Origin of the sequence: Novosphingobium aquimarinum, assembly GCF_009746585.1 — a bacterium.
Classification (GTDB): domain Bacteria; phylum Pseudomonadota; class Alphaproteobacteria; order Sphingomonadales; family Sphingomonadaceae; genus Novosphingobium; species Novosphingobium aquimarinum.
Genome location: NZ_WRPO01000003.1, coordinates 138,366 through 155,246, shown reverse-complemented (window position 1 = coordinate 155,246; position 16,881 = coordinate 138,366). Strand labels below are relative to the sequence as shown.

The following is a 16,881-nucleotide window of genomic DNA, read 5'->3' as shown; positions in this document are numbered from 1 at the left end:
GGGCCGTGGAGTGAAGCGCGGTCTCCAGCTTTCGATCAGCCTCGCCGTCGCGGGGTTCTTCGTCTGGCTCGTGGTACGCAATATCGACGGGGACGCGGTGGTCCGCGCGCTGCGCGAGGCATCGCCGGGCTGGATCGTGCTGGGCGTCGGGCTGTTCCTGCTGGGCTATGGCTGCCGCATCGCGCGCTGGCGCCTCATGCTGTTGCGCGACAATCCGCAGATCCGCTGGCAACCGGCGGCTGTCGCCTTCTTCGGTTCGATCGCGGCCAACAACGTCCTCCCTTTCCGCGCCGGAGATGCGCTGCGCGTGTTCGGCTTCACCAAGTATCTCGGGGTTCCGGTCTCGACGCTGCTGGCGACCCTGCTGGTCGAACGCATGCTCGACATGCTGTCCCTGCTGGTCGCGCTGGGACTGGCGCTGATGCTGCTTCCGGTCGGCGGCAATGGGCTCGGCACGCTGATCGGCGCCAGCGGCGGCGTGTTGGCGGCAGTCGGCGCGGCGATCCTGGCCGTTCTGCTGTTCCCCCAACTGTTCGAGCCGCTTGCCCGTGTCTGCCTGGCGCTCGTCCGCCGGATCTCGATCGGTCTGTCCGATCGCTTGAGCCCCTTCGTCGACAATATCTTCGCGACGCTGCGCCATCTCTCCGAGGGGCCGCGAATGCTGGTTCTCTCGCTCTGGTCGGCCGCGGCTTGGGCGCTGGAAGGCGCGGTGTTCTGGGCCGTGGCCCGCGCGGTTCCGGCGATGTCCGAACCCGTCGCGGCCTGGCTCGCCTTTCCCGTGGGCACGCTGTCGACTTTGCTGCCCTCGACGCCGGGCTACATCGGGACGTTCGACTTCTTCGTCATCAAGTCCGTCCAGCTCGTCGGTAACGCTCCCGCAGCCGCCGCCGCCTTCGCGGTCCTGGTCCATCTGGTGATCTGGCTGCCCGCCACCGTCATCGGCGGCGCGGCGATGCTGATCTGGAATCTCTCGGGCTCCGCGCCCGCCGCCAAACCCTGCAAGCGAGTACCATCATGACCGACACGCCCCGTCAGATCACTATCATCGGCGGCGGGTTTTCGGGCCTTGCGGCCGGGTTCTACCTGACGCGCGCGGGCCACAAGGTGACGGTGCTCGAGGCCGACAGCGTCGTCGGCGGGCTGGCCGGAGCCTTCGAAACCGACGGCGAGCGGCTCGACCGGTTCTACCACCACTGGTTCACCAGCGATCAGGACGTGATGGACCTAATCGATGCGCTCGGTTTGAGCGACAAGGTCGTGGTCAACCCGACGAATACCGGGGTCTACTACAACCAATCGGTCTTCAAGATGTCGACCCCGCTGGATCTGCTGCGCTTCACCCCGCTTCCGTTTGTCGATCGCATCCGCTTGGGCATTCTTACCTTGCGGGCACGGCGCGTCGGGGACTGGAAGCAGCTCGAGGACAAGACCGCGGCGCAGTGGCTGCGCGAGCTGGGCGGCGAGCGGGTCTACAAGGTGATGTGGGAGCCGCTGCTGCAAGGCAAGTTCGGGCCTTACGCCGAAAAGATCTCGGCAGTGTGGTTCTGGAACAAGCTGAAGCTGCGCGGCAGTTCACGCGGCAAGGCAGGCGAGGAGCGGCTGGCCTACTTCAAAGGCTCGTTCGCCTCGCTCGCCGAAAGCGCCGCCGATGCGATCCGCGCCGGGGGCGGCGAGGTGCGGCTCAATGCGCCGGTCGAACGCTTCGAGCGCAACGAGGATGGCCGCTGGATCGCGCAAGGACCTTGGGGACGCGTGGAAAGCGACCTGATCATCGCGACCCCGGCGCTGCCGCTGATCGCCGACATGATCCAGGATTGGGCCGCGCCCGACTATGCCGCGCAACTGCGCCGGATCGATTATCTCGGCAACGTCTGCCTCGTCCTCCAGCTCGATCGGTCCTTGAGCTCGACGTACTGGCTGAACGTCAACGATCCGACCTTTCCCTACGTGGGCGTGATCGAGCACACCAATTTCGAAAGTCCGGACAGCTATGCCGGCGACCACATCGTCTATCTTTCGAAGTATCTGCCGCATACCGATGCGCTCTATACGATGACCCCGGACGAGGTGCTGGAATACTCGCTGCCGCATCTGCAGCGCATGTTCCCGGCGTTCGATCGCGCCTGGATCCGGGACTTCAAGGTCTGGAAGGCGCGTTGGTCGCAGCCGGTCGTCGAGAAACGCTATTCGGCGTTGATTCCTGCGGAGCAGGGGCCGCTGCCGGGCTTCCACATCTGTTCGATGGCGCAGATCTATCCCGAGGACAGAGGCACCAACTACGCCATTCGCGAAGGGCGCAAGATGGCGCAGGAAATCGCCCGAAGCCTGACGGAAGCGCCGCCCGCGCATGGCTGACAAGGGCCTGGCACGCGCGTTGCGATGGGCGAGCCTGATCCTGGTTCTGGCCAATGTGCTGGCCGTCGTGACCGTCTTCCTCAGCGGCTACGACTGGGACCTCGATCACGAATTCTACTTCGGCAGCCGATTGCTGGCGGGCGAACTGCTGTGGACGCGCGAATTCCACGACAAGCTGCCGATGCTGCAGATGGTGATGGTGCTGCCGGCCTCGTTCGAAGCCGGCATCCAGGTCTGGCGGGCGATGTCGCTGATCACCTGCCTCGTGTGCTTCCTCGGCCTTAGGGTCTGGATCCCCCGGCTCGTCGGGGGCGAACCGGCCTTGCGCGCTGACCGCCAGCGCGTGGTCGATTTCGGCCTGCTCTTCCTGCTGTTCATGACGACGATGAGTCCGGGGGGTGTCTCGACAATCAACCCTGTCGCCTCGTTCCTCGCTGCGACGGTGATGGTGCTCATGCTGTTGATGGCTCACTCGGAGCCGGCGTCGACAATGGCGCGGATTGCCGTGTTTGTCCTCGGCGGACTGGCGGCGGCTCTCGCGATTTCGATGCGCCCTTATTTCCTGGCGCCGCTCGCTTTTACGGTACTGTGGCTCTTGGCAGAGGCCTTCCTCGCCAAGGCCCCTGCAGCGCCGCGGCGCAAAGTGCTGCTCCAAAGCATCGCCTGGGCGGCTTCGATCGGCGGGTTCGGGGTCGCCTGCAATGTCCTGCCCTATGTGGTCACCGGCCAGGTCGACGCGCTTCGCGATGGGTTGCGGTTGCTCGCAAGCGACGTGAACCAGGCGCCGTTCCTGATCAACGTGATCGGCTTCCTCTGGGTGTCGCTTCGCGATGGACAGCTGTTGCCGGTCTACATCGCGGCCATCTTTGCCGGGGTGACGGTCCTATCCCTTGTCGGGGCGCGGAAGGGCGAGGGGATCAACCCTCTCGTCTACCATGCCATCGGCGCGATCGTGGTGCTGTTCGCCTTCATGGCGGCCAAGCACTGGTGGAACCACTACGTGCATCTCTTCGATGCGTTCGCGGGTTATCTGCTGATCCTCTTCCTTATCCAGATCTGCGAAGGGCGGCTGCGCGACGCGATCGGCGCGCCATTGCGCGCGGCGTCGCGCTACGCCTTGCCGCTGCTGGCACTGCTGTGTCTCGGCCTTGCCGTGAGGGATCTGGTGCACGGCACCCGCGCGGCAGACGAGGACCATCCGCACGCCGTGCTGGTTCGCGAGATTACGCGGTATCGCGCGTCGCGGCCGGCATCGGACCGGAGCATTCTGGTGCCGGTGAGCGTCTATGCCCATTGGCAATTGAACGAAGGCAGACACGGCTTCCCGCATGCCGCGAACACCGGACATATTCTGGCAGGATGGTGGCAGCAGATCGGTCCGTTCACGGGCTTTCTGGCGCCCCGCGATGCGCGCGAATATTGCCGGACGCTCATGCGCCGCGGCCCGGCCATCGTGGTCACGTTCCAGGGAATGGATCATCCCCGGCCGAACCGCGAGCTGGCCCGTTGTCTTTCGGCTCCCGGATCCCGCTATCGGCTCGACACCGTCAGGAAGCTGAGCGAGGATGCCGAAATCGACTTCTTCATTCGCCGATGACGGCGTTGCCCGGGCAGGGGGCGTGTCTCGCTCCGCCGCCCGGTCACGAGAGGATCAGTCGGCTTTCGCGACCTTGCGTTCGACCATGAGCTGTTCCAGCTCGCCTGCCTCGAACATTTCCATCATGATGTCGCTGCCGCCGATGAATTCGCCTTTGACATACAGTTGCGGAATCGTCGGCCAGTCCGAGTAGGACTTGATGCCCTGCCGCACTTCCTGATCTTGCAGAACATCGACGCTGCCGTAAGCGACGCCGAGATGATCGAGGATCGCGACCGCGCGGCTGGAAAAGCCGCATTGCGGGAAGAGCGGCGTGCCCTTCATGAACAGCACGACATCGTCGCTGCTGACGATTTCGCCGATGCGGTGGTTGACGTCTGACATCCTGGATTACCCTTGATCGCGGTTCCGGACGATGGCCCGGACGAAGCTGTGTTAACGGTCAGTTGGGTACAGCGGTGGTCAGTTGCAAGGCGTGAAGCTCGCCGCCCATGCGCCCGCCCAGCGCTTCGTAGACCATCTTGTGCTGAGCGACGCGGGTCTTGCCGACGAATGCGGAGGAGACGACGTGCGCTTTCCAGTGATCGTTGTCGCCGGCAAGGTCGGTCATCGTCACTTGCGCGTCGGGCAGCGATTCGACGATCAGCTTCTCGATCTCTGCGGCTGGCATGGCCATCTCGTGGTTCTCCGGGTCCGGCGTCTTCGTTTCAGGCTTCGCCCATCAGCTGGCGGCGGGCTTCGATGTGCTTTTGCTCGAGCGCGGCGCGCACGCGGGCCTCGTCGATGTCGACCCCGGCGGAATTCATGTCGCCGAGCACTTTGCGGATCACGTCCTCGTCGCCCGCTTCCTCGAAATCCGCCTGCACGACGGCCTTGGCATAGGAATCGGATTCGGCCGGCGAAAGCTTCATTTCCGAGGCGGCCCACTCGCCCAGCAGCCGGTTGCGGCGGGCCTGGATCCGGAACAGCATATCCTCGTCATGCGCGAACTTGGCTTCTTCCGCGCGCTCGCGATCGTCAAATGAAGTCATCGTGATCCCTCGAAAGTCTGGATTCCTGGTTTGCGATAGGGCGCGCGCCCCGCAGGTTCAACCGATTTGAAAGCCTCAGGCGGCGCTCGCCGGCGTGTTCATCAGGAACGGCAAGTCCCGCCCGGCGCGCTCCTCGTGCCGCGAGATCGTATCCGCCTGCGCCAGCGTCAGCCCGACTTCGTCCAAACCGTTGAGCAGACAGTGCTTGCGAAAGGGGTCGATCTCGAAGGTGAAGCGGTCCTGGAAGCGGGTCGTCACCGTCTGCGATTCCAGATCGATGTCGATTGGATCGGTCTGGGTGACCTCCAGCAGGCGGTCGACCGCATCCTGAGGCAAGGCCACGGTGAGGATGCCGTTCTTGAACGCGTTGCTCGAAAAGATGTCGGAAAAGCTCGGCGCGATCACGCAAGTCACGCCCATGTCGAGCAGGGCCCAGGCGGCATGCTCGCGGCTCGAGCCGCAGCCGAAGTTGTCGCCTGCGATCAGGATCGGCGCGTCGGCAAATTCGGGATCGGTAAACACGTTGCCCGGCTCGGCCTTGACCGCTTCGAAGGCACCGCGACCGAGCCCCTCACGCGTCACCGTCTTGAGCCAGTGCGCGGGGATGATCACGTCGGTGTCGACGTTCTTGCGGCCGAACGGAATGGCGCGACCGGAAACGTGGTCGATCGCGTCCATCAGTCGGTCTCTGGCGCGTTATGCGGGTGCAGCGGCGGCGCGGTGGGCTTGTCCTTGTCGCGGCGCTTCTTCGCGTAGAGGAGCGCGGCCGCGATCGCGGCGGAACCGATCGCGGCGCCTGCGGCCACAGCCGCGCGGGTGACGATGTCGGACTTTTCGGTGTCGTCTGTCATGGCGCGATCCTATGCGGCGAGCGCGTGCGCTTCGCAAGAGGGGCGCGCGCGGTTCATTTCGCTGCAGCGGGAAACTCGGGCAACTTGCCGACGTCGGCAGGCTCGTACTGGATGATTACGGTGGCGCCGAGGTTCTTCGCCAATTGCTTCCCGCCGCAATCGAGACGCGTCAGGAAGACTGGCGCGGGCGGCGGGGCGGCGCCGAGCAGCCGAGCAAGAGAAAGGCGAGAGCGGCGACGGGCAGCTTACGCATGGGCTCGATGGTTGCGAAGCGAATCGCCCGCGTCAAGCGACTAAGGGTCGGTCAGAAGGCCTTGCCATCGCCCCCGCCCGGCGGTCTCGATCGTGACCGAACCGCACAGGCAGGCGCCTTTCACTCCACCAGATCGCGCACGTCGGTGAGCTTGCCGGTCACCGCGGCGGCGGCGGCCATGGCGGGGCTCATCAGGTGGGTGCGGCTGCCCGGGCCCTGACGGCCGGTGAAGTTGCGGTTGCTGGTGGATGCGCAACGCTCACCCGCCGGGACTTTGTCGGGGTTCATCGCGAGGCAGGCCGAGCAGCCGGGTTCGCGCCATTCGAGGCCGGCTTCGACGATGATCTTGTCGAGACCCTCGGCCTCGGCCTGTTCCTTGACCAGACCCGAGCCCGGCACGACGATCGCCCACTTGACGTTGTCGGCCTTCTTGCGCCCCTTGAGCACGGCAGCCGCGGCGCGGATGTCCTCGATGCGGCTGTTGGTGCACGAACCGATGAAGATGTTCTGCACTTCGACGTCGGTCAGCTTGGTGCCCGGCGTCAGGCCCATGTAATCCAGGCTAACCTTGACCGCTTCGCGCTTGGAAGCGTCGGCGAAATCCTCGGGCGCGGGGACGATGCCGCCGATCGCGGACGTGTCTTCGGGGCTGGTACCCCAGGTGACGGTGGGTTGGATGTCCTCGGCGCGGATCGAGATGGACTTGTCGAACGTCGCGCCGGGATCGGTCGCCAGGCTCTTCCACCAGGCGACGGCCTTGTCCCAGTCCTCGCCGGTGGGCGCATAAGGGCGACCCTTGAGGTAGGCGAAGGTCGTTTCGTCGGGGGCGATCAGGCCTGCGCGCGCGCCGCCTTCTATCGACATGTTGCACACCGTCAGGCGGCCCTCGACGGTCATCTCCTCGAACACGTTGCCGCGATATTCGATGACGTGGCCGGTCCCGCCGGCCGTGCCGATCACGCCGATCACGTGGAGGATTACGTCCTTGGGAGTGACGCCCGCGCCGAGCTGGCCGTCGACGCGCACTTCCATCGTCTTCGATTGCTTGAGCAGCAGCGTCTGCGTCGCCAGCACGTGCTCGACCTCGGTGGTCCCGATGCCGAACGCCAGCGCACCGATGCCGCCGTGGCAGGCGGTGTGGCTGTCCCCGCAGACGATCGTCGCACCGGGCAGCGAGAAGCCCTGCTCGGGGCCGACGACGTGGACGATGCCTTGCTCACGGTCGGTCGCATCGATGTAGCGGATGCCGAACTCGGGGGCGTTGCGCTTCAGCGTGGAAAGCTGGTTGGCGCTTTCGGCGTCGGCGATCGGCAGGATGCCGCCGTTCGCGTCCTTGCGCGCGGTGGTCGGCAAATTGTGATCGGGCACCGCGATGGTAAGGTCGGGGCGACGCACGGGGCGCCCCGCCATGCGCAGGCCTTCGAATGCCTGCGGGCTGGTGACTTCGTGGACGAGGTGGCGGTCGATATAGACGAGGCAGGTGCCGTCGTCGCGAGTATCGACGACGTGAGCGTCCCAGATCTTATCGTAGAGCGTGCGCGGTTTACTGGCCATATGCGCGCGCTTAAGCCCGCCGCGCCCGCCTTGCAAGCGGGAGGGGCGGGCCTTTTGCGGTACCTTGCGGCTTGTCTCAGCCGCGACGACCATCGCGATCGCGGCGCTCTGCGCGCAACGCGTACTGAATGCGGTCGATACGGTTCTGGATCGCCCGGGTCTCACGCGCGGTCAGGCCGTTGCGCGCATATTGGGCGTAGAGACGCTTGACCTGATCGGCTTCGCGCTGAAGGCCGCGCGCTTCGCGGGTCGAGATGGCACGGCGCGAATGCGCGCGGGCGATCTGACGGTCGAGCTGTTTGATGTCGCGGCGCACATCGAAGTTGCGCACCGGGGTATAGCGCGCGGCTTCGACGCGGTTGCCGTAGAGATTCGACGGGCCCGAATGTGCCACCGCGGGCGTTGCGAGCGTGCCCAGGCCGAGCGTGGCGACGAGGGCGGGGGCGATGATCTTGGCAAATTTGGTCATGGCTGACTTCCTTTCACATGACGGCAGTTCGTATCGGCCCGTTCAGAAATAGGCGCGTCAAAGTGAACGGCGGGGAAATGACTGGTCGCAGGTTTGTTCCAGATTGTACGAAAGTGTCGCAAGGCGGTCCGGTCGCAGCGATATACCGCCGCAGCCGACACCGCTTAAAATACCGCGCGCAAGCTGCTAGGCAGCGCGCAACCCGGCGCCGAGGCGCCCGTTCGATTGGAGATTGACTGCATGAAGACCCGCGCCGCCGTCGCATTCGAAGCCAAGAAGCCGCTCGAGATCGTCGAACTCGATCTCGAAGGGCCGAAGCAAGGCGAGGTCCTCGTCGAGATCATGGCGACCGGTATTTGCCACACCGATGCCTACACGCTCGATGGTCTCGATTCCGAAGGCATCTTCCCCTCGGTCCTCGGCCACGAGGGCGCCGGCGTGGTGCGCGAAGTGGGCCCCGGCGTCACTTCGGTGAAAGCGGGCGATCACGTGATCCCGCTCTACACGCCCGAATGCCGCCAGTGTAAATCGTGCCTGTCTGGCAAGACCAATCTGTGCACCGCAATCCGCGCCACGCAGGGGCAGGGCCTGATGCCCGACGGCACCAGCCGCTTTTCGTACAATGGCGAGACGATCTACCACTACATGGGCTGCTCGACCTTCTCGAACTTCACCGTGCTGCCCGAGATCGCCGTTGCCAAGATCCGCGAGGACGCGCCGTTCAAGACGAGCTGCTACATCGGCTGCGGTGTCACCACTGGTGTCGGCGCGGTGATCAACACCGCGAACGTGCAAGTGAACGACAACGTCGTCGTGTTCGGGCTGGGCGGCATCGGCCTCAACGTGATCCAGGGCGCGCGGCTGGCCGGCGCCAACAAGATCATCGGCGTCGATCTCAACCCCGACCGCGAGGAATGGGGCCGCAAGTTCGGCATGACCGACTTCCTCAACAGCAAGGGGCTGAGCCGGGAGGAGACCGTCGCCAAGATCGTGCAGATGACCGACGGCGGCGCGGATTACACCTTCGATGCGACCGGCAACACCGAAGTCATGCGCACCGCGCTCGAAGCCTGCCATCGCGGCTGGGGCACCTCGATCGTCATCGGCGTGGCCGAGGCAGGCAAGGAAATCAGCACGCGCCCGTTCCAGCTCGTCACCGGGCGCAACTGGCGCGGCACCGCGTTCGGCGGGGCCAAGGGCCGCACCGACGTGCCCAAGATCGTCGACATGTACATGACCGGCAAGATCGAGATCGATCCGATGATCACGCACGTCATGGGCCTCGAGGAAATCAACACCGCCTTCGATCTGATTCACGAAGGCAAGTCGATCCGCAGCGTGGTGGTATTCTGATGTTCAGCCATGTCATGCTGGGCGCGAATGACATCGCGGCGTCCAAGGCGTTCTACGACGCCGCGCTCGGCGCGCTGGGCGTGCCCGAGGGCGCAATCGACGAGATCGGGCGGATCGTTTACGCCCATGCGGGATCGCGTTTCGTCGTGCGCACGCCGCTCAATGGCGAACCCGCCACCGGCGCGAACGGCGGCACTCTGGGCTTCCTCGCCGGGTCGCCTGCCGAGGTCGATGCGTGGCATGCCGCCGGGCTGTCGGCGGGCGGGACCGCGATCGAGGATCCGCCGGGCATCCGCGATGTGACCGAGGGACGCCAAGTCTATCTCGCATATCTGCGGGATCCCGCCGGCAACAAGCTATGCGCCTTCTACCGGGTCAAATGATGGAAACCGTTTCGACCAATCGCAGCCACGGCGGCGCGCAGGGCGTCTACAAGCACGACAGCCGCGAGACGGGGACGGAGATGACCTTCTCCGTCTTCGTGCCCGATCATGCGCCGGGCTCTAAGCTGCCGGTGCTGTGGTATCTTTCGGGCCTCACCTGCACGCACGCCAACGTGACCGAAAAGGGCGAATACCGCGCGGCTTGCGCCGAGCACGGCGTGATCTTCGTCGCGCCGGACACGAGCCCGCGCGGGGACGACGTGCCCGATGACGAAGGTTACGATTTCGGCAAGGGCGCGGGTTTCTATGTCGATGCGACCGAGGAACCCTGGGCGAAGCACTACCGCATGCGCAGCTACATCGAGAGCGAATTGCCAGCGCTGATTGCCGCCGAGTTTCCGGTCGACATGGACCGGCAGGGGATCACCGGTCACTCGATGGGTGGGCATGGCGCGCTCACCATCGGCTTGCGCAATTCCGGGCGGTTCCGCTCGGTCAGCGCGTTTTCGCCGATCGTCAGTCCCTTGAATTGCCCTTGGGGTGACAAGGCGCTGGGCGGCTATCTCGGACAAGACCGATCCACGTGGCGCGAATACGATGCTTGCGCGCTGATCGAAGATGGCGCGCGCGTGCCCGATCTGCTTGTCGATCAGGGGACGGCGGACGGTTTCCTCGAGGACCAGCTCAAGACGCATCTGCTGCGCGACGCATGCGACAAGGCGGGCCAGCCCGCGACGATCCGCATGCAGGAAGGCTACGATCACTCGTACTTCTTCATTTCCACGTACCTTGGCGAGCACGTCGGCTGGCACGCGGCGCGATTGAAGGCCTGAGGACCTTCAATCGGCCCTGCCGATCACACTAAGCACCTCTGGGTGCTTTCCCGATTAGTCGGCATGCCATAGTTATCCTTCATCAAGTCCGAATGAAGGGAGATAATGCCATGGACGCCAAGACCTCTGACCCGCTGGGCGGCGGCTGTCCGTTTTCCGCCGATGCTGCGCGCTCGCTGCTCGGCCGCACCAACCGCGACTGGTGGCCCAACCAGCTCAGCCTCGACATCCTCACGCAAGGCGGCAAGAGCGCCAGCCCGTTCGGCGCGGATTTCGACTATGTGGAGGCGTTCAAGTCGCTCGACTACGATGCGCTGAAGGCCGATCTTCACGCGCTGATGACCGACAGCCAGCCTTGGTGGCCGGCCGACTACGGCCACTACGGCCCGTTCTTCATCCGCATGGCCTGGCACTCGGCGGGCACCTACCGCACCGGTGATGGACGCGGCGGCGCCAGCAGCGGGCAGCAGCGCTTCGCTCCGCTCAATTCCTGGCCCGACAACGCCAATCTCGACAAGGCGCGCCGTCTGCTCTGGCCGATCAAGCAGAAGTACGGCGCGAAGATCTCGTGGGCGGATCTGATGATCCTGGCGGGCAACGTCGCGATCGAATCGATGGGCGGCCCGGTGTTCGGCTTCGGCGGCGGCCGCGCCGACGTGCTCGAGCCCGAAAAGGACGTTTACTGGGGCACCGAGGAGGAATGGGTCGGCGCCGGTGCCGAAACGCGCATTCAGCCCGACAAGGAAATGGCGCTCGAAAATCCGCTGGCGGCGATCCAGATGGGCCTCATCTACGTCAATCCCGAAGGCCCCGGCGGCGATCCCGATCCGCTCGGCTCGGCCCGCGACATCCGCGAAACCTTCGCGCGCATGGGCATGAACGACGAGGAAACCGTCGCGCTCACCGCCGGCGGCCACACCTTCGGCAAGTGCCATGGCGCGGGGGATGCGAACCTCGTCGGTGCCGAGCCGGAAGGCGCGGACATCGCCCAGCAGGGCCTCGGCTGGACGTCCGACCACGAGAGCGGAATGGGCGATCACACCATCACCTCCGGTCTCGAAGGCGCCTGGACGCCGAACCCGACTAAGTGGGACATGGGCTACTTCGACATGCTGCTCGACCATGAGTACGAGCTGACCAAGAGCCCGGCGGGCGCGACCCAGTGGCACCCAGTCGGCGATCCTGACGACACGCTCGCTCCGGCGGCGCACACTTCGGGCAAGCGCGTGCCGACGATGATGACCACGGCCGACATGGCGATGAAGATGGACCCTGAATACCGCAAGATTTCCGAGCGGTACCGGGCCAATCCCGATCAGTTCGCCGATGCCTTCGCGCGCGCCTGGTTCAAGCTGTGCCACCGCGACATGGGACCCAAAGCGCGCTACCACGGGCCCGAAGTGCCGTCCGAGGACCTGCTGTGGCAGGACCCGCTCCCGGCGCCGGTGCACGCTCCGCTGTCGGACGCGGACGTCGGCAGGCTCAAGGACAAGATCGCCGCGTCGGACCTCACGGTGGCCGACATGGTGCGCACGGCCTGGGCCTCGGCCTCGACCTGGCGCGGTTCGGACCATCGCGGCGGCGCGAACGGCGCGCGCATCCGCCTCGCGCCCCAGAAGGACTGGGACGTCAACGAGCCCGAAAAGCTCGCCAAGGTCTTGGCGGTCTATGAGAAGATCGCGAGCGAAGCGGGGAACGTCTCGATCGCGGACCTGATCGTGCTCGGCGGCAGTGTCGGCATCGAGCAGGCGGCGAAGGCGGCGGGTCAATCGATCACGGTGCCGTTCACTCCGGGCCGCGTCGATGCCGGTGACGAGCACACCGATGCCGAGGGTTTCGAATATCTCGAACCCAAGGTCGATGGCTTCCGCAACTATCTGCCCACGCGGATGCGCGTTCCGACCGAGGAACTGCTGCTCGATCGCGCACAATTGCTCGGCCTTTCCGCTCCGGAAATGACCGTGCTGGTCGGCGGCCTGCGGGTGCTGGGCGTCAACCATGGCGATGCGCCCGAGGGCGTGCTGACCGATCGCAAGGGCCAACTCACCAACGACTTCTTCGTCAACTTGCTGGACATGGGCACGGCTTGGAAGCAGGTCAGCGAGGAAAGCGACGAGGAGTTCATCGGCACCTGCCGCAAGACCGACGAGCAAAAGTGGCGCGCCACGCGCACCGATCTGGTGTTCGGCTCGAACTCGCAGCTTCGCGGGATCAGCGAAGTCTACGCGTCGGCGGACGCGGGCGAGACGTTCGTGCGCGATTTCATCGCCGCCTGGACCAAGGTGATGAACGCGGACCGCTACGACCTCGCCTGAGGTCAAAGGGCCACACGAGGGAAGGGGCGGGCCTGAGGCTCGCCCTTTTTCGTTGGGGAAGGGATTGCCGGTCCGTCTCATGTGCCTATGGTCCGCTGGCGCGAAATCCCGCCGAAAGGACCGTCCCGACTTGCCGCATTCTTCCGCATCGACGTTTGCGACACTGCCCGCCCGTCACCCTGAACTTGTTTCAGGGTCCATCTCTCCTCGCGCGCCGTCGCTTCGGGTCGCGAGATGGATGCTGAAACAAGTTCAGCATGACGGGGCTCATGTCGTGCGCTTCGGTTCTAGGTGACCAGCTGATGTGGGTGCTGATCGGCATTGTCGTGATCGTCGCGGGCTTCGTCCTGCGGTTCAACCCGCTGCTGGTGATCCTGGCTTCGGCGCTGGCGACGGGGATCGCCGCCGGGTTCGGCCCGGTCGAAATCGTCTCGGCTTTCGGTAAGGCGTTCAACGAGGCGCGCTATGTCAGCGTGGTCTGGCTGGTGCTGCCGGTGGTCGGCCTGCTCGAAGCCTATGGCCTGCAGGAGCGGGCGAGGGCGCTGATCGAAAGCCTGCACGGCGCGACCGTCGGACGGCTGCTCACAGGATATATGCTGTTGCGTCAGGCGACGGCGGCGGTCGGGCTGATCTCGATCGCGGGCCATGCGCAGACGGTGCGGCCGCTGGTCGCGCCGATGGCCGAGGCGGCGGGGGATCGCCAGTCCGAAGGCATGGACGAGGACACGCGCGAGGAAGTGAAGGCCTGGGCCGCAGCGACCGACAATGTCGGCGTCTTCTTCGGCGAGGACATCTTCCTGGCGATCGGATCGATCCTGCTGATCAAGGGCCTGCTCGAACAGTACGGCTACGACATCGAGCCGTTCCACTTGTCCGTCTGGGCGATCCCGACCGCGATCGCCGTCGCGCTGATCCATGGGTTCCGCCTGTTCCGCCTCGATCGCCGGCTCAAGGGCCCCCGCAAGGCGACGAACGAAGCATGATTACGCTGACCTGGGTCTATGCGCTGGCCGGCGCGGTGTTCGCCGCTTTTGCGCTGCTGGGCCTGCGCGACCGGACCAATCCGAAGCGCTGGGGCACATCGCTGTTTTGGGGTCTGCTCGCGCTCAGCATGTGGGCGGGCGATGCACTGGGTGATCTCGGCAACGGTATCCTGGTGCTGTGCCTGGTCGCCATTGCCGGGACCGGCCAGTTGGGGCGCGGGACGGACGGCGAGGTCGATCCCGTCGTGCGGCGCGAGCGTTCCGCGCGCTTCGGCAACGGCCTGTTCCTGCTGGCGCTGGTCATTCCGATGACCGCGCTGATCGGCACGTTCGTGTTCAAGCAAGTGCCGCAATGGGTGGATCCGAAGCAGACTACGCTGATCTCGCTGGGGCTGGGCGTGCTGCTGGCGCTGGCCGCCGGATACGTCTGGCTGCGCGCGGGCGCTCCCGTGCCGCTCGAGCAGGGGCGGCGGCTGATGGATTCGGTCGGTTGGGCCGCGATCCTGCCGCAAATGCTGGCGAGCCTGGGCGCGGTGTTCGCGCTGGCGGGCGTGGGCGATGTGGTGGGCTCCATCGTTCAGCTCGCGATCCCCGAGGGCAGCCTGTTCGGCGCGGTCGCAGCCTATGGCCTCGGCATGGCGCTGTTTACGATGGTGATGGGCAATGCCTTCGCCGCCTTTCCGGTGATGACCGCTGCGATCGGCATTCCGCTGCTGATCGAGCGCTATGATGGCGAACCGGCGATCGTCTGCGCGATCGGCATGCTTGCGGGGTTCTGCGGCACGCTGATGACGCCGATGGCGGCGAACTTCAATCTGGTGCCCGCCGCCTTACTTGAACTGAACGACGAATACGGCGTGATACGGCGGCAGATCGGCACGGCGCTGCCGCTGCTGGCGGTGAATATCGGGCTGATCTGGTGGCTGGCGTTCTGATGGGGGCGTTCACCCGTCACCCTGAACTCGTTTCAGGGTCCATTTCTCCCATCGTGCCGTCGTTCCAAGGGGCGAGATGGATGCTGAAACAAGTTCAGCATGACGATGTAATTGGGGTAGCACGATGAGACTGACGCAAGACATCGCGGAGGGCTTCGCGCGCCTCACCTTGTCGCATCTCGGCAAGCGCTATCCGTTCAAGATGGACCTCGTCTACAACGGGCCCGAGGACGTGCGCGAACCGGCCGAGCATCACCCGATCTTCCACGGCAGCTTCGACTGGCATTCTTGCGTCCACGGCTACTGGCAAGTGCTGCGCCTGCTACGGCTCTATCCGGACATGGCCGGAGCCGCCGCGATTCGCGCGCGCACCGATGAAATGCTGGTGCCGGAGAAAGTCGCGGGCGAGCTGGCCTATCTGCAGCGACCCAACAGCGCCGGGTTCGAGCGGCCTTATGGCTGGGCCTGGCTGCTGGCGCTGCATGCCGAGGCAGCGCGGCACGACGCGCCGTGGGCGGAGGCGCTGGAGCCGCTGGCACAGGCTTTTGCCGAGCGGTTCCGCAACTTCCTGCCGAAGATGACCTATCCGCTGCGGGTAGGAACGCACTTCAATATCGCCTTCGCACTGACGCTCGCGGGTGAGTGGGCTCAGGGCCGCGACCCGGTGCTGTCCAGCCTGATCGCCGACCGGGCGCGCGTATGGTTTGCCGAGGATCGCGACTGCCAGGCCTGGGAGCCGGGCGGCGACGAGTTCCTCTCCTCCGCGCTCACCGAGGCGCTGCTGATGAGCCGCTTGCTCGATCGCGACGCCTTTGCGGACTGGTTGGATCAGTTCCTGCCGCGCCTCGCCCAACGCAAGCCCGCCACGCTCTTCATGCCCGCGACCGTTTCGGATCGCAGCGACGGCAAGATCGCCCACCTCGACGGGCTCAACCTCTCGCGCGCGTGGTGCTGGCGCGCGATTGGCGGCGCGCTGGGCGCGGATCACCCGCTTGCCACGACGACAGAAGAGGCCGCGCAGGCGCACCTTGCGGCCAGCCTGCCGCACGTCGCGGGCGATTACATGGGCGAGCACTGGCTGGCGACCTTCGCGCTGCTCGCGCTGGAATAGTCAGGCTTCGACGAACGTTCCGGCCGCACGGTCCTTGCGCACCTTGAGCCCATCGAACACCGAGCCGTTCATCGTGATCCACACCCCCGGCGCGGCCGACTGGCAGCAGCCGAACGCCATGCCGAGATTGAAGGGCGCATCGCTTTCGGCAAAGCGCGCCGGCGCCAGTGCGCCCACCAGCACCACCGTCTTGCCGGTGTCGCCGCCAATGGCGCGCGCCGTGTCCGCCATCGTGTCAGTGCCGTGGGTGATGACGACGTGGGTTTCCTCGGCCTCGCGCACCGTCGCGGCAATCAGCTCGCGGTCGGGATCGGTCAGTTCGAGGCTGTCCTTGCGCATCAGTTCGATCACGCGGACCGGGTGCGTCACGCGGCCCAGCCGCAACAGCCGCGCCATCTGGCTTTCGCCGACCTGATATTCGCTGAGCGCGTCGAAATATTCCTTGTCGATGGTTCCACCGGTCGTGATGACGAGGATCGGGGATCGTTGGACCATGCGGAGATTCACTTCCTGTCTTTGCGCCCCTGAGGGCTTAAACGTATCGATCTGAAGCCGTTAGCAGTTTCAATGACCAGTTCCGACCGCTTCGTACCCACGCCCGTCATTCGTGAGAAGCGCCGCCCGCAAGTGGCGCGCATGCAGTTGCGCGACGGCACGGGCGAGCCGATCGAGATCATCGTGCGCGATGTCTCCGCGCGCGGCATCAGCGCCGTGACGCGCGGCCGCGTGCCGCAGGAGGAAGAAGTCGTGAGCATCGATCTTCCCGACGGTCGCGAGTTCTGGGGGCTGGTCCGCTGGGTCAGGGGCAACCGCTTCGGCGTGGAGTTCGATGTGACCAGTTAGTTAGTCCGGTCCGCC

Annotated in this window: 19 protein-coding genes; 11 read left to right on the top strand and 8 right to left on the bottom strand. The window is 65.5% G+C overall.

Annotation, left to right across the window (positions count from 1 at the left end; translation table 11 throughout):
- Window positions 1-10: 10 nt before the first annotated feature.
- The 3 genes from GQO94_RS04775 to GQO94_RS04765 are packed head-to-tail and all read left to right on the top strand — an operon-like array spanning window position 11 to window position 3,952.
- Entirely contained in the window at window positions 11-1,018 is a 1,008-nt protein-coding gene (locus tag GQO94_RS04775; protein ID WP_198045796.1) for a lysylphosphatidylglycerol synthase transmembrane domain-containing protein, read from the top strand.
- Window positions 1,015-2,355 (top strand): NAD(P)/FAD-dependent oxidoreductase, encoded by a 1,341-nt coding sequence (locus tag GQO94_RS04770; protein ID WP_156840022.1) that lies wholly within the window; start codon window positions 1,015-1,017, stop codon window positions 2,353-2,355. Before GQO94_RS04775 ends, GQO94_RS04770 begins: the two co-directional genes overlap by 4 nt.
- On the top strand, window positions 2,348-3,952 hold the full coding sequence (locus GQO94_RS04765; protein WP_156840021.1) for a hypothetical protein: 1,605 nt from the start codon (window positions 2,348-2,350) through the stop codon (window positions 3,950-3,952). The genes GQO94_RS04770 and GQO94_RS04765 overlap by 8 nt, the downstream gene beginning before the upstream one ends.
- A gap of 54 nt (window positions 3,953-4,006) precedes the next feature.
- Here GQO94_RS04765 and grxD read toward each other — a convergent pair whose 3' ends face one another.
- From grxD to GQO94_RS04730, 7 genes are all read right to left on the bottom strand, one after another.
- The gene (gene grxD, locus GQO94_RS04760; RefSeq protein ID WP_156840020.1) at window positions 4,007-4,336 is read right to left on the bottom strand and encodes a Grx4 family monothiol glutaredoxin; all 330 of its coding nucleotides are present in this window, start codon (window positions 4,334-4,336) and stop codon (window positions 4,007-4,009) included.
- 58 nt (window positions 4,337-4,394) lie between these two features.
- The gene (locus GQO94_RS04755) at window positions 4,395-4,628 is read right to left on the bottom strand and encodes a BolA/IbaG family iron-sulfur metabolism protein (RefSeq protein ID WP_156840019.1); all 234 of its coding nucleotides are present in this window, start codon (window positions 4,626-4,628) and stop codon (window positions 4,395-4,397) included.
- Between the two features lie 31 nt (window positions 4,629-4,659).
- Complete coding sequence (locus tag GQO94_RS04750) at window positions 4,660-4,983, bottom strand: DUF1476 domain-containing protein (RefSeq protein WP_156840018.1); 324 nt, start codon at window positions 4,981-4,983, stop codon at window positions 4,660-4,662.
- 75 nt (window positions 4,984-5,058) lie between these two features.
- Entirely contained in the window at window positions 5,059-5,661 is a 603-nt protein-coding gene (leuD, locus tag GQO94_RS04745) for a 3-isopropylmalate dehydratase small subunit (protein ID WP_156840017.1), read from the bottom strand.
- Window positions 5,661-5,834 carry a hypothetical protein gene (locus GQO94_RS20755; RefSeq protein WP_198045795.1) on the bottom strand — a complete coding sequence of 58 codons (174 nt, stop codon included), beginning with the start codon at window positions 5,832-5,834 and terminating at the stop codon, window positions 5,661-5,663. Before GQO94_RS20755 ends, leuD begins: the two co-directional genes overlap by 1 nt.
- 373 nt (window positions 5,835-6,207) lie before the next feature.
- Entirely contained in the window at window positions 6,208-7,641 is a 1,434-nt protein-coding gene (gene leuC, locus GQO94_RS04735) for a 3-isopropylmalate dehydratase large subunit (RefSeq protein ID WP_156840016.1), read from the bottom strand.
- Between the two features lie 76 nt (window positions 7,642-7,717).
- Window positions 7,718-8,110, bottom strand: a complete 393-nt coding sequence (locus GQO94_RS04730) for a hypothetical protein (RefSeq protein WP_156840015.1) — start codon at window positions 8,108-8,110, stop codon at window positions 7,718-7,720.
- Window positions 8,111-8,350: 240 nt separating this feature from the next.
- Between GQO94_RS04730 and GQO94_RS04725 the strand changes: the two genes are divergently transcribed.
- The 7 genes from GQO94_RS04725 (at window position 8,351) to GQO94_RS04695 (ending at window position 16,023) form a co-directional block, all read left to right on the top strand.
- Complete coding sequence (locus GQO94_RS04725) at window positions 8,351-9,463, top strand: S-(hydroxymethyl)glutathione dehydrogenase/class III alcohol dehydrogenase (protein ID WP_156840014.1); 1,113 nt, start codon at window positions 8,351-8,353, stop codon at window positions 9,461-9,463.
- The gene (locus tag GQO94_RS04720) at window positions 9,463-9,846 is read left to right on the top strand and encodes a VOC family protein (RefSeq protein ID WP_156840013.1); all 384 of its coding nucleotides are present in this window, start codon (window positions 9,463-9,465) and stop codon (window positions 9,844-9,846) included. Before GQO94_RS04725 ends, GQO94_RS04720 begins: the two co-directional genes overlap by 1 nt.
- Window positions 9,846-10,679: an S-formylglutathione hydrolase gene (fghA, locus tag GQO94_RS04715; RefSeq protein WP_156840188.1), complete on the top strand. Its 834-nt coding sequence runs from the start codon at window positions 9,846-9,848 to the stop codon at window positions 10,677-10,679. Before GQO94_RS04720 ends, fghA begins: the two co-directional genes overlap by 1 nt.
- 110 nt (window positions 10,680-10,789) lie before the next feature.
- Entirely contained in the window at window positions 10,790-12,994 is a 2,205-nt protein-coding gene (katG, locus tag GQO94_RS04710) for a catalase/peroxidase HPI (RefSeq protein WP_156840012.1), read from the top strand.
- A gap of 302 nt (window positions 12,995-13,296) precedes the next feature.
- Entirely contained in the window at window positions 13,297-13,977 is a 681-nt protein-coding gene (locus tag GQO94_RS04705) for a DUF969 domain-containing protein (RefSeq protein WP_156840187.1), read from the top strand.
- Window positions 13,974-14,912: a DUF979 domain-containing protein gene (locus GQO94_RS04700; RefSeq protein ID WP_156840011.1), complete on the top strand. Its 939-nt coding sequence runs from the start codon at window positions 13,974-13,976 to the stop codon at window positions 14,910-14,912. The genes GQO94_RS04705 and GQO94_RS04700 overlap by 4 nt, the downstream gene beginning before the upstream one ends.
- Window positions 14,913-15,036: 124 nt before the next feature.
- Window positions 15,037-16,023, top strand: a complete 987-nt coding sequence (locus GQO94_RS04695) for a DUF2891 domain-containing protein (RefSeq protein WP_156840010.1) — start codon at window positions 15,037-15,039, stop codon at window positions 16,021-16,023.
- On the opposite strand, the gene GQO94_RS04690 is transcribed toward GQO94_RS04695, so the two are convergent.
- Complete coding sequence (locus tag GQO94_RS04690) at window positions 16,024-16,518, bottom strand: asparaginase domain-containing protein (protein WP_156840009.1); 495 nt, start codon at window positions 16,516-16,518, stop codon at window positions 16,024-16,026. It lies immediately after the preceding gene.
- Window positions 16,519-16,590: 72 nt separating this feature from the next.
- Here GQO94_RS04690 and GQO94_RS04685 point away from each other — a divergent pair, with 72 nt between their 5' ends.
- Window positions 16,591-16,866, top strand: coding sequence for a PilZ domain-containing protein (locus GQO94_RS04685; protein ID WP_156840008.1), 276 nt, complete (start codon window positions 16,591-16,593; stop codon window positions 16,864-16,866).
- The last annotated feature ends 15 nt before the right edge of the window (window positions 16,867-16,881 follow it).